General features: G+C 40.7%; 9 protein-coding genes and 1 tRNA gene. 2 read left to right on the top strand and 8 right to left on the bottom strand.

Features of this window, described 5'->3' with window-relative positions:
* Positions 1–84: 84 nt before the first annotated feature.
* Positions 85–369: a hypothetical protein gene (locus tag IE080_RS18645; protein ID WP_189586464.1), complete on the top strand. Its 285-nt coding sequence runs from the start codon at positions 85–87 to the stop codon at positions 367–369.
* Positions 370–573: 204 nt separating this feature from the next.
* On the opposite strand, the gene IE080_RS18640 is transcribed toward IE080_RS18645, so the two are convergent.
* Together IE080_RS18640 and IE080_RS18635 are read right to left on the bottom strand one after the other, a co-directional pair.
* Positions 574–658 (bottom strand) — tRNA-Ser (locus IE080_RS18640).
* Between the two features lie 174 nt (positions 659–832).
* Entirely contained in the window at positions 833–2,695 is a 1,863-nt protein-coding gene (locus IE080_RS18635; protein WP_189586463.1) for an SLC13 family permease, read from the bottom strand.
* Positions 2,696–2,907: 212 nt separating this feature from the next.
* Here IE080_RS18635 and IE080_RS18630 point away from each other — a divergent pair, with 212 nt between their 5' ends.
* Positions 2,908–4,830: a tetratricopeptide repeat protein gene (locus IE080_RS18630; RefSeq protein ID WP_189586460.1), complete on the top strand. Its 1,923-nt coding sequence runs from the start codon at positions 2,908–2,910 to the stop codon at positions 4,828–4,830.
* On the opposite strand, the gene IE080_RS18625 is transcribed toward IE080_RS18630, so the two are convergent.
* From IE080_RS18625 to IE080_RS18600, 6 genes are all read right to left on the bottom strand, one after another.
* Complete coding sequence (locus tag IE080_RS18625; RefSeq protein WP_189586457.1) at positions 4,775–5,506, bottom strand: EcsC family protein; 732 nt, start codon at positions 5,504–5,506, stop codon at positions 4,775–4,777. The genes IE080_RS18630 and IE080_RS18625 overlap by 56 nt on opposite strands.
* Positions 5,507–5,585: 79 nt before the next feature.
* Positions 5,586–6,023, bottom strand: a complete 438-nt coding sequence (locus IE080_RS18620) for a DUF2116 family Zn-ribbon domain-containing protein (RefSeq protein WP_189586453.1) — start codon at positions 6,021–6,023, stop codon at positions 5,586–5,588.
* A 221-nt stretch (positions 6,024–6,244) separates the two neighbouring features.
* The gene (gene katG, locus IE080_RS18615; protein ID WP_189586450.1) at positions 6,245–8,515 is read right to left on the bottom strand and encodes a catalase/peroxidase HPI; all 2,271 of its coding nucleotides are present in this window, start codon (positions 8,513–8,515) and stop codon (positions 6,245–6,247) included.
* A gap of 212 nt (positions 8,516–8,727) precedes the next feature.
* Positions 8,728–11,154, bottom strand: coding sequence for a TonB-dependent receptor (locus tag IE080_RS18610; RefSeq protein WP_189586447.1), 2,427 nt, complete (start codon positions 11,152–11,154; stop codon positions 8,728–8,730).
* 237 nt (positions 11,155–11,391) lie between these two features.
* A complete protein-coding gene (locus tag IE080_RS18605; RefSeq protein WP_229800737.1) occupies positions 11,392–12,162 on the bottom strand; it encodes a glycoside hydrolase family 16 protein in 771 nt (256 codons plus the stop codon).
* A gap of 204 nt (positions 12,163–12,366) precedes the next feature.
* Positions 12,367–14,502 carry a M3 family metallopeptidase gene (locus IE080_RS18600; protein ID WP_189586442.1) on the bottom strand — a complete coding sequence of 712 codons (2,136 nt, stop codon included), beginning with the start codon at positions 14,500–14,502 and terminating at the stop codon, positions 12,367–12,369.
* Between the last annotated feature and the right edge of the window lie 1,340 nt (positions 14,503–15,842).

Raw genomic sequence — 15,842 nt, 5'->3', positions numbered from 1 at the left:
TTACTTTTTTTGCTTTATCATTTGGTGCCCGCTCCTTTCAAATAGGTACCCAGTTGAAACAATGTCGGAAACAAGCAAGAGAAAATGGATACATACAGAGAACAATTAATTAACAGCATCAATGAACTTTGGGAAGCAAGGGTAAAGGTATTTGGCTGTATTGTAAGTTTAGCGATGACAAACCATCTCAAGGAAATCAATGATGCTTTTGAAATCGGTGACGTTTTCGAATTTCAATATGCCCATTTCGAAGACATAGACGACAGCAATATCCAAAGCATGATCGCACTTTGCAAGGAAATGGATGATACCATTTCCCGCCTGATGAACATCAATGGAATTGGAAAGGATGAGGTGAATTTGGATTGAATTTAGCGACGAGCCAGGTTGCAGGGCTGCCCCGACGACTCGAAATGAAAAAAGCCAAGCTAATACTTAGCATTTGAATGCAGAGGAGGAGAGGACCGAGCGTGAAGAATTGCTCCGGTGGAGCAATTTAGCGAGGGGCCAGGTTGCAGGGCTGCCCCGACGACTCAAACAAAAAAGGCTGAGCGTTTGCTCAGCCTTTTTGTGCAGAGGAGGAGGGATTCGAACCCCCGGTACCTCTCGGTACAACGGTTTTCAAGACCGCCGCGATCGACCACTCTGCCACTCCTCTATAGTCGATTGCAAACATCTGCTTGCTTTACGGATTGCAAATGTACGGGTAAACATACAATTTACAAATACAAAAACAGCTATTTTTTCAAATTAACCCTAACCAACTGATTTTCAAATTTCTTTTTTTCTTGATAATCCCCTACATCAAAGAAAGCTCTTAACGTAAGTTTACTCAAAATGGCAAAAACACCGGGATCAAAAAAACACTCAAAATTAAAATCAAAATTGTAAATGGCACTCCCATTCTTACAAAATCCCCAAATACATAATTCCCTGGAGCTACTACCAAGGTATTGACCGGAGAAGATACCGGGGTCATAAAGGCAGAGGAAGCTGCCAAGGTCACTGCCATCGCAAAGGGATAAGGCGAAACACCCAATTCAATCGCCATGGAAATAGCTACAGGGGCCATCAAGACTGCCGTTGCCGTATTGGAGATAAACAGGCCTAATAGGGCCGTAATCAAAAACAAGGCACCAATACCCACCCTAGGAGCAGAGTCCCCGACCAAACTCACCAATGCATCTGACGCTAACTCAATCCCACCTGTTCGTTGAAGGGCTAAAGAAAAAGGCATCATCCCTACAATCAGTACCAAACTCTTCCAGGAAATCGCATTGTAAGCACTATTCATATCAATGATTCGGAATAACCCCATCAATAAAGTCCCTATCAAGACAGCCAACACATTCGGCATTATTCCTGTAACCATCGCCCCAACAACCAAAGCCAAAATCACAATTGCTTGGATTCCTTTGGTATGCGCCGGTAGCTTATCATCAAACTCCGCCGGCAAATGCAACAAGACCACGTAGGACCTATCATCTTGCTGAAAACGCTTGATATCATCCCAAAAACCAGCAATCAATAAGGTATCCCCTACCTTAATCTCCTCATCCAAAAATGTATCTTCCATCAGACCATCTGCTCTCCACAAACCTAGGACAGTCACTCCCGAATCCGAACGCACCCGGGCATCATGAATTGTCTGCCCTACCAAGGGTGAATTGACTGGAATAATGGCTTCAGTCATGCCCAACTCTTGAGATAAATCCGTCATGTACCGCTTTCGATCGGTCAGAAGTAGCCTTTTAAGCCCATACTGCTTGGTGAATTTGGAAAGCTGCACACCTTGGTCTGCCACATCCAGCAGAAGTACATCTCCCACTTGCAAGGCCATCTGTTTATTGGGACGATGAAAAACCGTTTGCCGTCTATCCTTGCGCTCAATAGCAAACAAATGTAGCCCACGCTCTGAAAAATCCAAGGCATCAAAATTCATCCCTACCAAGGTAGACGCTTCTTGTACTTCCAGGCGGTATTGCCGTTGCCTAAGCTTATATTTCTCTATCCAATCGTCGATCGTAGGACGCTTCTTTTTACTTTTTTTACCCGCAGAGCGATCAGGAATTAGTTTGCGAGCAAAAACCATATAACCGAGCCCAATCAGCAAAATCGCAACCCCAAAAGGTGTAATGGCGAAAAAAGAAAACCCATCCAACCCCTGGCGAACCAACTCCGAATTGACCACAAGATTGGGAGCCGTAGAAATCAAGGTCATCATCCCACTGATCAATGCCGCAAAACTCAAAGGCATCATCAACTTACTTGGGGAAATACCGGTATTGGAGGAAATCCGCAAGACTACCGGGATAAAAATTGCTACAATCGCGGTTGAACTCATCACTGAACCCAAGCCTGCTACCGCCACCATCAATAACATTAATAGTTTGATCTCTTGATTTCCAGCCTTTTTATAAATCCAGTCTCCAATATCACGTGCCACCCCTGTCCTCACCAACCCTTCTCCCAAGACAAATAAAAGTGCAATCAATACAATATTTGGATCACTAAACCCTGTCAATGCCTCATCAATACTCAAAATCCCGGTAAAAGGCAAAACTGCAATCATGATCATTCCCACGGCATCCATGCGTGGTTTATTTTGAATAAACATGATAATGGCTGAAAAAAGAAGGCCTAATACCAACAGCAATTCCCAGTTCCAATGATCCAAGTAAAATAAGTCACTCATACAATCACAAAATTAAGACGCCTAAAAAGGCCACTCATTAAAATATTTCCGATAGTAAAAATGGGGATATTAGACAGAATATTAAATTTTCCACTTAAAAAACACTGGATATTTCGATTCAATCCAAGAAATACCTTTGCAAGCCCTTCCAATTTTCAATAAAATGTTTGAATTTAGCCACTAAATCACTTGATCCTGAATTTTAATTAGCTGTGCGAGTATTTCTACTAACCATTTCTTTTGTCTTTTTTTATTGGAATTCTTTTGCCCAAAAAGAAAAAGTAGACCAGCTGATCCAAAAAGGAATCGAAATACGCTATACCTCAGTAGATTCTGCGCACTACTTCATTGATCAAGCAGAGCAAGCCGCAAAAGCGTCGGGGCTTTTCACTGACTTTGAAGCACAAATACTCCTCCATAGAGCAGGCAACAACTATGTAGCAGGACGCTATGTGGCCTCTATGGGAGATTACAAAAAAGCCTATACCCTTCTCGAAAATACCATCAATCAAAAGACAGATTTGATCAGGGCTATGAATGGGCTTGGCCTGATCGAATTAGCACAACACAATTACCAATCAGCTGTGAATTACTGGGAGAAATGCCTGGCACTTTCTTATGAAGTACAGGACTCCGTAAGTATGATCCGGACCCATTTTAACTTAGGGTTGGGATTATCAGAACTTGAAAGATTCCCTGAGGCTATTGAACAATTGGAAAAGGCTATAAAAATGTCGGTTGAAACGTCCGATAACATCCATGGAATGATGGCAACAAATAGATTGGCTTACATCCATTACCAATTGAACGATTTAGAACATGCTTCACAACTCTACCAACAAGTTCTAAGACAAGCAATCGAATCTAATTACTGGGAGTTGTCTTTTGCAAATACCGGTATGGCCGAGATTCTAATAAAAAAAGAAGCCTGGCAGCAAGCAGTGACTTTTGGAGAACAGGGATACATAAATGCAAAATTAGTAGGTGCATTTTGGGACAAACAGCGTGCAAGCGCTGTGCTTACACAAGTGTATGAACAGTTGGGACAATACGCCAAAGCTTTGGAATTTGCCAAAATCAACAAGCAAATGGGCGATAGCCTGTATAGCCGGGAAAAAGCAACAGAAATCAATTTTTTGAAACTTCAGTTGGCTAATTCGGAGAATTTGAAACTCAATCAGGAAAAAACTTCAATTCAGAAACAAAACAATCTATACAGTCTAATCACCTGGATTTTGGTCATCTTTATTGCAATATTAGTAATTGGCGCGTGGATAATTATAAGCAAAAACCAACAAAAAAGTAAGCTTAACAGTGACCTAGCTAAGGCTAATATGATTTTGGAGGACCAAAAACAGCAAATTGAATTACAAAATACTTCTCTCAACGATATCAACCAGGCAAAAAACAAGCTTTTCTCCATCCTTTCCCATGATCTCAGAGCTCCCCTCAGCTCCATCAAACAATTCATGGAGCTAGAACAACAAAATGTTTTTTCAGAGGATGATAAGCAAAGAGGAAAAGACATGCTGTATCAACAGGTTGTCCATACAGAACGCATGCTTAACAATCTGCTAGATTGGTCAAGATCGCAATTAGAAGGTTTACAAACTTCCCCGTCTTCAGTAGATATCAAAGAAGAAATGTCAAGCATAATCCAGCGATTTGATTATCAAATCCAATTGAAACAAATCGTCATCAGACATGCAAAAGAAAATATCCCCAATTGTTGGGTAGACAAAAACCAGCTACGAATTGTTCTTCAAAATGTATTTCATAACGCAATAAAATTTTCTCCCTTTAATGAAGAAATCAGAATAAGATATACCAACAAAAACAACCATATAGCAATCCATATACAAAACTTTGGTCAACCTCTCTCTGAAAAAAACCGAAAATTATTAGAATCCAACATCCATCCAAGTCAGAGCACACCCGGCACTGCAAATGAGGCAGGCTCTGGCTTGGGACTGTTCTTGGTCAAACAATTTATTCAAGCCAACGCTGGTTCCCTCAAAGTAAAAAGCTCTTTGGATTCAGGAACCACATTTATTATAGGCTTACCAATTGCATCTAACGTTACACATCAAAAAAACGCATCCGAAAAGCCTGCATGGCAAAATGTCCAAGCTTAGCACTCAACTTATAATTGGTTACTGCGCCCACACCGGCGCCGATAACAGGAATCAATTGCAGGAGTTTAGCCAAATCCAGGTAATCCCGATAAGCCAGCTGAAAAGCCCTCCAGTCGAATGCTTCTATATGATCGGGATACTTCCCAACGTAATCTCCCCAATTTTCAAGTAGTTTAATGGTTTCATTCCTGCTTTCTTGAGAGGAAAATGTCAGTTTGAATACATAAAGTAAAAATATTCGTTCATGCAACGTTTTGGTGTCATACCCATATAAGCGGGCAATTTCAAATAGCATTTTCATCTTGATCATCAAAAAAGCAGGTAAATCAGCCAATCCCAACAAGATACCACCGGCACCTGTCACTGCACCCTCCACACTTGCCGTACGTTGATAAATGGTAATAACATCTCTTACCTTGAGCTCTCGCTCCTCCAAGGTCCCTGACATAAGAGGTGAACCAGTAAAATACTGATTACCAATTAACACAGCCTTGACCATTTTTTCCATCGCATACGTGATCGCCTGATGGACTTTATCTGGAATAATTGTATTGATTACTTGCTGAGCACCTGAAGTGACAATTCCCACAACACCGGGACGCTGTTTGACTTCCATAAGCCAAGCAGTCATTTCAGCTAAGGCAATTTGTTCGTAGGTATCTGCATTCTTTCCCATAAGGAAAGCTACAAAAAAATAAAATTCCTGCCTTGAGTTATCGACTAAATTCAAGACAGGAACTTTACTTAGGGACAAATTACGCGTAATTCTGATTATTTGATGAGGGATATTCTCGAACAAGCTTTTTGCTAAACTCCTTCAAATAGGACTCCCCCAGATCCCTGACTACAATTACCCAATCCTGATCGATGCGGTAAATACCTTTCTCAAAACAAAACTCATAGGTCAAGTTATGAGAACCGAGATCCGTATGGGTATGATACTTGAAATTATAGCCCATTTCACACAATTTTAAAAAAGAAACCTTAGCATATTCCTGTCCATCTCTCAGAACAGTTGCTAAAATTTTTTGATTCGTTTTCAAGATGCTAAGGACGTTACGAACTTCCCAGCTATCCACCGAGCGCTTTTGATTATTGTGACTATTTCTACAATAATCATCACAAAACTTCTTGTCAGACCGACCACGAACTAGCTTTCCGCAGTACAGGCAAAAACTCTTGATAGTGTACATGGTATGAAAATTAGAATGTGAAAAACCGTATGTTTATAATTCAAACCTAAACAAATTAATTATCTAAAAAAATACCCAAATTTGGGTATTTTTTAATCAGCCATCATATAATTCAGAATAAAATACGATATTTTTAATACAAAACAGTATTTTTAAATAAGCAAAAAAAAACCGAAGTTGCATCCAACCTCGGTCTTTGATAATTCAAATTAAAATTCTAATCAATTATTTGCTTGGTACACCAAGTCAAATCTATCCAAATGCATCACTTTGGTCCAGGCATTAACGAAATCCTTTACAAATTTCTCCTGACTATCTTGCTGTGCATACACTTCAGCTAATGCTCTTAACTCAGAGTGAGAACCGAAGATCAAGTCTGCACGAGTTGCGGTAAACTTAGACTCCCCTGTATTTCTGTCCTTACCTTCAAATTTCTCTTTGGTATCATCGATAGCTTTCCACTCATTACGCATATCCAGTAGGTTCACGAAGAAATCATTGTTCAGTTGGTCTTTCGCATCAGAGAAAATTCCATGCTTGGAACCATCATAGTTAGCACCTAGAGCTCTCATACCCCCTACCAATACAGTCATTTCAGGAGCAGTCAGCGTCAACAATTGCGCTTTATCTACTAGCAACTCTTCAGTTGAAATGGTGTACTGTGTTTTCAAATAATTTCTGAAACCGTCAGCAATTGGCTCAAGCAAATTCATAGACTCTACATCCGTTTGCTCTTGAGTAGCATCCATACGACCTGCTACAAAAGGTACTGCAATGGAGTAACCTGCGTTAGCAGCAGCCTTTTCTACAGCAGCAGAACCAGCCAATACTATCAAATCTGCCATAGAAATTTTCTTAGCACCATTTTTGGCATTGAAATCTGCTTGGATTCTTTCATAAACACCCAATACTCTCTGCAATTGAGCTGGATTGTTCACTTCCCAATCTTTCATAGGAGCTAGACGGATACGGGCACCATTGGCACCACCCCTTCTATCAGAACCTCTAAAAGTAGAAGCTGAAGCCCAAGCAGTAGATACCATATCAGAAATAGACAATCCAGAATTCAATAGCTGATTTTTCAAAGCAGCAATATCCTGATCATTCACCAATGGATGGTTGACAGCTGGGATAGGATCCTGCCAGATCAAATCGGTCTTTGGAGCCTCGGGACCTAAATATGTTGTCTTTGGTCCCATATCTCTGTGCGTCAATTTAAACCAAGCTTTTGCAAATGCCTCATCAAATTCCGCTGGATTTTCATAGAATCTTCTGGAGATTTTCTCATAAACTGGATCAAATCTCATGGACAAGTCTGTAGTCAACATGGTTGGCGTGTGACCTTTTTCAGCATCAAAAGCATCAGGGTACAATACCTCAGCATTTGTAGCTACCCACTGATAAGCACCTGCTGGGCTCTTAGTCAATTCCCACTCATGCTCAAACAAACTCTTGAAGTATCCAATCGACCACTGCGTAGGAGTCAAGGTCCAGATCACTTCCAATCCAGAAGTAATTGCATCAGCACCCTTACCTGATTTGTAGGAGCTTTTCCACCCAAAACCTTGCTCTTCAATATCCGCAGCTTCTGGCTCAACACCCACGTATTCCGCAGATGCTGCACCGTGTGTTTTACCCAAGGTATGACCACCTGCAATCAAAGCAACTGTTTCCTCATCATTCATACCCATTCTGCCAAAAGTCTCACGGATATCATGAGCTGCCAACACTGGATCAGGGTTTCCATTAGGCCCCTCAGGATTTACATAGATCAAACCCATCTGCACAGCTGCCAAAGGATTTTCTAACTTTCTACCTTCAGAATAACGGGTATTATCTTCTAACCATTTGGTTTCTGAACCCCAGTACACATCCAACTCTGGCTCCCACACATCTTCTCTACCTCCAGCAAAACCATAGGTCTCAAAACCCATAGATTCCAAAGCTACGTTACCTGCCAAAACCATTAAGTCAGCCCAAGAAATTTTATTGCCATATTTTTGCTTGATTGGCCAAAGCAATCTTCTTGCTTTATCCAAGTTAGCGTTATCAGGCCAGCTGTTCAAAGGAGCAAAACGCTGCTGCCCAGCTCTAGAACCTCCTCTACCGTCACCGGTTCTGTATGTTCCCGCACTATGCCAAGCCATACGGATAAACAACCCTCCGTAATGACCGTAATCAGCAGGCCACCAGTCCTGAGAATCAGTCATTAAATCTGTCAAATCTTTTTTCAACGCCTCATAATCTAAAGAGTTGAATTCTTTGATATAGTCAAAGTTTTCACCCATTGGATTGGACAAAGAAGAATTTTGTCTCAAAATACCCAAATTCAACCGGCTTGGCCACCAGTCGCTATTTTGTGAAGCACGAGCGGTACTATGGCTTCGCTTGGTCGCTCCTGACCAGCCATCCACACTCGTTGGATTTTTTTGTGCTTCTGCTCCAAAAACAAAAAGGAACAGCAACCCAATAATAAATGTGATTCTTTTCATGTGTATATATTTATGATAATTAATTCTGTTACGCAAAAATACATGCTGAGCCCTCCCTCTAAAAATTGAAAGAATCAATAAGTGATAGAGAAAAACTTATAAAAGCTAAAAAATCATACATATACTCTATAATTAAAAAGAGTCTCCCATATGGAAGACTCCTGAATTACAAGTGCATAGCCAAGGCTGTTTGGCTTCAAATTACTGCCTTTTTAAAGCTTCAATCCTGCTGTTATAAAGAATGTTCTTCCATCAGCCGGCATAATTCCCGGCCCTGGATATCCTCCCGCTCTTCGGGTGAAGTACATTTCATTCAAAAGATTATTGATACCAGCTCTTAAGATAAAGTTTCTACCAATATTCGCAGAACCTGAGATATCCTGTACCCTATACGCTGGAATCAACCCTACAGTAGCAGCAGCATTTGGTGTCACGGTATTGGATGCATCTGCAAAAGCATCCCCAATATCACTCAACTGCCAAGTAACAGAATACTTGTTGTATCGATAGGTTACCCCATAGCGATTGATTCTTCTAGGGGCATTTTCCACGCGATTGCCATTCAGATTCCCTTGCACAATCTCCCCATTGCTCACGGTCGTTACAGGAAAATCTCTATACCTAGCATCTACAAAGGCAAGCGATGCAAACATATGCACATAACCAAATCTGGAAGTCTTGGCCAAAGCCGTAACAGGATCAAACTCGACATATCCTTCAAAACCCTGACTTACTGAAGTACCTAAATTCGTACGGAACTGATTGATTCTTCCATCAGGCCCCAACTGTGCGATGGTACCGATTCTATCTGCATAATTCAAATAGAAATAGCCTACATCAAACTTCATCCAATTTTGAATCGCACCTCTGTATCCAAAATCAAAATTGAACCCTCTGGAATCCTGCAAGTTTGGATCAATAATATCTGTAGTCGCAGGAGGAGTCAAATCAGAGATTAGGACCGGTCTGTATGCCTCAGAAAAGTTTGTGTAAAATTCCGTAGAATTGGTTACTTTATATTCTGCACCTACACCAAATAGCAAGAAATTACGGGTAGTTTGCTGAGGTAGCAAGAAAACTTCTGAGTCATTCACAACATTAAATAATCCTTCCATATTGGAAAATATGCGTTCAAAACGTACACCGGCTGTAGCTAAGAATCGGTCGCTGAATCGGAATACATTTTCAACAAATGCGGCATGATTGATATTTGTAAACTCCAACTCTCTTCGGTAAATCCCTCCATCGATTAGATCGAAGTTCATTCGGGTCCCATTATCTCCCTCTCCAAATTGTCTTCTGTCAATAAAACCATTAAAATAACGTAGGCCTGCTGCCAAGGTATGTGACTTGCCGAATAAGCCATAATCATGGGTCATGCGTAACTCAGAGCCATAAGTAGTATAAAAATCACGATCAATTTGACGATTACCCATGGGATCTTCTTCAAAGATTGGGTTCATAAAACCGATAGAATTTCTCTCTGCAAAGGTACCAAAAGCCTTCCAGCTAAATTTGGTCTGCTCACTTAGTAAATATTCAGCTGTTACAGCAGGTATAAACCAAGGAGTACTAAACCAGTTTCTTGCTCTGGTACTTTGACGTGCATTTTGAGCAAACTGCTCGTCCGTCAAACCTCCCGGCTGCTGACTTTCGGTATTCATATATGTCATTTCTACCCCCAAAAGCAGGCGATTGCTAGCCGCATAATTCACTTCTACGTGCGCGTGGTCTGTATCAAAAAAGCCATTCTCTCTCCAGCCATTGCCTCTTCTTTTTTGATAATAAGCGGTATAACTCCATTTCCCTTCCGTACCTCCTAAATAATTGAATGTACTGAACATCCCATCATTCCCAACAGTATTGAGTGTTTCAAATGTAAATCGGGTGGACTTATCTGGCTTACGCATCACAAAGTTCATCAAGCCACCAAACTGAGATCCATATTGTAAAGAAGAAGCTCCACGAATGATTTCAATTTGTTCTACCACTTCCATCGGAGGAGTAAAGTATGCTTCAGGGTAGCCCATTGGATCTGGGGTGATGTCATACCCGTTCATACGGACATTAAATTCCCATGATCTATTGGGGTTCAAGCCACGAGAAGCTACTCCCAATTGAATTCCCGAACCATCATTTTCCCAAATAGAAATTCCAGGTGTACGCGCAAAAATCTGACGGCTATTATTCATCGCCAAGTTGGCATTAATCTCAGTTACACGTATTACTTCCGTTTTTTTACCGGCATTGATTCGAAATTTGTCTACTTCCGGCAAGCGCTCCTGACCCATGATGCCCCTGCTTACTGAAAACTCAAAAGCATCTAATGTCAATAAATCCTCTACCAATACTAAGTCGAAAGTCTGAGGTTCCGCTGCATCCACAACAAAAGAAACCTTGGCATCCTTGTAACCAAGCATACTGGCTTTTAATATGTAATTGCCTTTAGGAATATCTCGCATCTGGAAATTCCCTACTGCATCAGTCTGCACGCCACGCACAGTTCCTTCCAACACAATTGCTGCACCAGCTACAGGCTCATTGTTTTCATCCTTAACAGTTCCTTTGATTGCCCCTCTTTGAGCAAACACATTCACTTGAATGAAGAACATTAGTGCAAAACACCAGATTGATCTCATATATTTTTTTAGCTTTATTTGGATTTAGTATAAATAGAGCGCAAAAGTAGCGGAAGATTTAATATAAAAAGCATTTATTTAGATTAATTATAAATGAAATTTTTTAATGAAAATCATAAAAATTTTTAATGTTTTCAAAATAAAAATTGGTGTATAAAAAATGAACAAAACATACGCTCTTGAGTTGCTCGAAAAATAAAAAAAGCTTCTCACGAATTCATGGAAGCTTTTGACAACTTACGGCTTTTGACTATAAACCCGAATATAATCAATTTCCATTCGCTGGGGCCAGATAGTAGGATCAACTCCCTTAGATCCTCCCCAATTCCCACCGACAGCTATATTAAAGATTAAATAAAAACTTTGATCAAATGGCCATTCTGCAGGATCATTGCTCCCGGTATTGACGAAGCTGTGGTATTTTTCCCCGTCAATAAAGAAATCTATTTTATCCGCAGTCCAATCAATGGCATAAACATGAAACTCTTCCGAGCAAGTTGGCACAAGTAACTGCTTCCCTTTTTGAGTACCTCTCATATGATTGAATGATTCGGTATGCACGGTACCGTGAATGATTCCCTGATCATAGCCTACATGCTCCATGATATCAATTTCACCACTTTTGGGCCATCTACCGTAGACATTATCCTCAGGAAGCATCCATATGGCTGGCCAAGTACCCAATCCCTGAGGAATTCTTGCCTTCACTTCAATATATCCATATTTCCAGGCCGCTTTGCCCCTTGTCAACAGGCGGGCCGAGGAATATCCTTTTTCAAAAGTGCTATCCTTATGCGCCTCAAGTATCAAAATCCCATTTTCTATCCGAGCATTTCGGGAGTCTTTTTCTGTGTAGTACTGTAATTCGTTATTTCCCCAACCATTATCACCCACATCATAGGTCCATTTCTCTGGGTTAGGCAAGCCTTCTTTTGAAAACTCATCTGACCAAATCAAAAACTTGGAATCAGGAGATGATCCACAGGAAACAAATAAACTACCTAGCATGACCAATAGAATAATAGAGGATATGGAAAATCGAGTCATAATAATCAACAGCAAACGTTTATTATTGAACAATTTTATCAAATATTAAATTCAATCAAACAAGTTTAATAAGATTTATACGATTATCAACAAAAAAAGGGCAGGCCATAAGACCTACCCTCTTGATTTATAAGAATTTATTGACAATCAATTACTCGACGGAGATTACTTCGTACGATCAACCTTAACTTGATCCAATCCTCTTTTGCGAAGCAAAGCATCGATTTTAGGCTCTGCACCTCTGAAATTCACATACATGGTCATAGGTTCGTCCGTACCTCCTCTTTCCAAAATCTCTTTTCGGAAGGCTTGAGCTTTTTCCTGATTAAATAATTCTGTTTCCTTAAAGGCTTGGAATGCATCCGTATCCAAAACACCAGACCAAATATAACTGTAGTAACCACTTGAATAACCACCGGAGAAGATATGCTGGAAGTAAGTACTCTTATGACGAGGAATGATTTCACCGATCAATCCAATCTTCTTCATACTAGCCACTTCAAAATCATTAGCATTCATGGTGATATCAGCTGTTTGGGTGTGATAATCCAAGTCTAAGAAAGAAGATGCCAAATACTCTGTAGTCGCAAAACCTTGACCGAATGTTCCGCTATTATTCAACTTCGCAATAATGTCATCAGGGATAACTTCCCCTGTTTGATAATGCTTTGCATATTCTTTCATTACGGAAGGCTCAGTAGCCCAGTTTTCCATGATTTGTGAGGGCAGCTCTACGAAGTCTCTTGGAACCGACGTGCCCGCCAAACTTCTATATTGCACATTCGATAAAAGTCCATGTAAGGCATGACCAAATTCGTGGAAGAAGGTAGTTACCTCATCAAAAGTCAATAAGGCAGGTGCATTAGCTGTAGGCTTGGAAAAGTTACATACAATGGAAATTATCGGAGCCTTTCTTTCTCCATTCTCCATTTGCTGTGGTCTGTAAGAGGTCATCCAAGCGCCACCTCTCTTGGATGCTCTTGGATGAAAGTCCATATACAATACCCCAACATGGGTGCCATCAGCTTCTTTCACTTCATATGCTTTAGCTTCTGGATGATAGGTAGGGATATTAGAAATCTCATTAAAAGTAAGACCAAACAGGCGATTGGTAACCATAAATACACCTTCTTGAACTTTATCTAAGGAGAAGTACGGCTTTACTTCTTGCTCATCCAACTCAAACTTTTGTTTTCTTAGCTTCTCCTCATAGAATCTCCAATCCCAAGCTTCAATTTGATAATCAGCTCCTTCTGCAGTTGCAATTGCTTGCATTTCGGCACGCTCTTCTTTTGCTTTTGCCAAGGCAGGAGTCCATAATTGGTTTAACAAAGCATATACATTTTCCGCATTTTTAGCCATTGTTTCCTCCAGCACATAATCGGCATGAGTGGCATATCCCAATAAATTGGCCTTTACTCTTCTCAAATTAGCCATCTCGATCAAGGCTTGTTGATTATCATGCTCATTGCCTTGTCCACCCCTTTTTTGGTAGGCATCCCAAATTTGCTTTCTCAATTCTCTATTTTCTGCATACTGTAAGAAAGGCATGATACTCGGATTTTGAAGGGTAAATACCCACTTTCCTTCTTCACCAGCAGCTTTGGCATCAGCAGCAGCAGCATCTCTTAATTCTTGAGGAAGACCAGCAAGATCAGCCTCATTATCCACCACTAGTTTAAATCCATTGGTTTCAGCCAATACATTTTGGCCAAACTGTAGACTTAATACGGATAATTTGCTATTGATTTCTCGGAGTTTCTCTTTATCCGCATCGTTCAGATTAGCACCATTTCTTACAAAGCGCTTATATGTCTTATCCAATAATTGTGTTTGCTCAGAATTCAAACCGAAAGCATCCTGATTCTCATACACAGATTTGATTCGCTCAAATAATTGTTCATTCAGGGTGATGTTATCAGAGTGCTTGGAGAGTTCAGGTGCCATTTCTCTGGCAATGGCTTGAAGCTCATCATTGGTATTGGCAGAATTCAGATTGCTAAAAACAATGTTCACTTTTGCCAACAATGAACCAGCATTTTCCAATGCTTCAATGGTATTTGCAAAGGTTGGCTCTTCGGTATTCGCTACGATAGCATCAATTTCGGCTTGATGTTCTTTAATGCCCTCCCGTAAAGCTGGTGCAAAATGTGCATTTTCAATTTTATCAAAAGGAGGAACTTCAAAAGGCGTATTGTATGCCTCAAAGAATGGATTGTTCATGTCAGATTTTTCTTCGCTCTGCCCACAGGCAAACAACATCGTTCCCGCGGCCATAGCCATCAACATTGATTTTTTCATAAGAATCTCTAATTGGGTTTCATTAGCAAATATACGGAAAGTGAGTGATTGGTGATTGGCGATTAGTTAATTAAGTGATTTAGGTAATAGGTAAAAGGAGAAAGGTAAAAGGGAGACTGTACTTCATAATTCAAAATTAATCGTTCATCATTGGACATTTTCTAATCTCAGTATCCTGAAACTTTGGGTGTCTCGCAAAGGCGCCAAGCCGCGGAAGGGTTCACGCCACGAGCGCAACGATAGATCGCAACGACCGCGAAATAAGGTGTCCACAGATTTTACAGATTAGCACAGAGAGAGTTGCCATGGAGGTAATAATCTCAGCTATCCCACCACTTTATCGCCGTAAAAGAAAGACCAATTTAATTGGCGTGAAAATATGTCAAATTATCATGCTATAAACCATCTAGCAGCTCCATCGGAGCGGCCGACATTTTAGCAACGGGTTTCAACCCGTTGATGAAAAATAACAACCTCTGGCGAAGTGTCGTAGACACGATTGACATGAGCTAAAAGATTTTATGCCGGCCGTCCCGATGGGACTTTGAAAAAAGAGCTCAATCCCTTTGATCCGAGGGTTGAAACCCTCGGTTAATATGCCGGTCGTCTCTACGAGACTATTGCAATAATTAGCAGGCAAGAAAAACCTTCTTTCAAATATGCGAATCTGTCTTGCTTCTTGATTCTTGGTTCTTGTTTCTAATCTCTCGCATCTCGCTTCTAATCTCTCAGAAAAGTATAAAAACACAAAACCCCCAGAATTTCTCCTGAGGGTTCAATAATGTGGCGGCGATCCCGATACTCGGGACAGGCTCTCCTCTCCCGGAGTAACCTTTTCTTAAGTTGGTTGAGTGATTGGATTAAGGAGAAAGATCAAAGGTGAAAAGACTGACCACCACTTCATCATTCGAAGTCNCCACGGAAAGTTTCACGCCACGACCGCAACGGATGAACGCCACGACCGCAAAATAGGCTGTCCGCAGATTTTACAGATTGGCACAGAATAATAGTTTTGAAGGCGCATAGATTAATTTAATTGGCGTGAAATTATGTCAAATGATCACGCTATAATTCATCTAGCAGTTTCATCGGAGCGGCCGACATTTTAGCAACGGGTTTCAACCCGTTGATGAGCAATCACAACCAATAGAGAAGTGTCGTAGACACGATTGACATGAGCTAAAGAATTTTATGTCGGCCGTCCCGATGGAACTTTGGAAAAAGAGCTGGATCCCTTTGATCCGAGGGTTGAAACCATCGGCTAATATGCCCGTCTTCTCTAGGAGACTATTGCAATAATTAGTAGGAAAGAAAAAACTTCTTTCAAACATGCGAATCTG

The organism is Mongoliitalea lutea (genome assembly GCF_014652135.1).
GTDB classification, from domain to species: Bacteria; Bacteroidota; Bacteroidia; order Cytophagales; family Cyclobacteriaceae; genus Mongoliitalea; species Mongoliitalea lutea.
Note: the sequence above shows the minus strand (reverse complement) of the source record. Positions and strands in the feature narration are given on the sequence as shown.

Bases quoted from the DNA above. Each gene is read 5' to 3' on its own strand.
- IE080_RS18600 (WP_189586442.1), bottom strand. From the start codon at position 14,502: ATGAAAAAATCAATGTTGATGGCTATGGCCGCGGGAACGATGTTGTTT.
- IE080_RS18610 (WP_189586447.1), bottom strand. From the start codon at position 11,154: ATGAGATCAATCTGGTGTTTTGCACTAATGTTCTTCATTCAAGTGAAT.
- IE080_RS18645 (WP_189586464.1), top strand. From the start codon at position 85: ATGGATACATACAGAGAACAATTAATTAACAGCATCAATGAACTTTGG.
- IE080_RS18635 (WP_189586463.1), bottom strand. From the start codon at position 2,695: ATGAGTGACTTATTTTACTTGGATCATTGGAACTGGGAATTGCTGTTG.
- katG (WP_189586450.1), bottom strand. From the start codon at position 8,515: ATGAAAAGAATCACATTTATTATTGGGTTGCTGTTCCTTTTTGTTTTT.
- IE080_RS18605 (WP_229800737.1), bottom strand. From the start codon at position 12,162: ATGCTAGGTAGTTTATTTGTTTCCTGTGGATCATCTCCTGATTCCAAG.
- IE080_RS18625 (WP_189586457.1), bottom strand. From the start codon at position 5,506: ATGGGAAAGAATGCAGATACCTACGAACAAATTGCCTTAGCTGAAATG.
- IE080_RS18620 (WP_189586453.1), bottom strand. From the start codon at position 6,023: ATGTACACTATCAAGAGTTTTTGCCTGTACTGCGGAAAGCTAGTTCGT.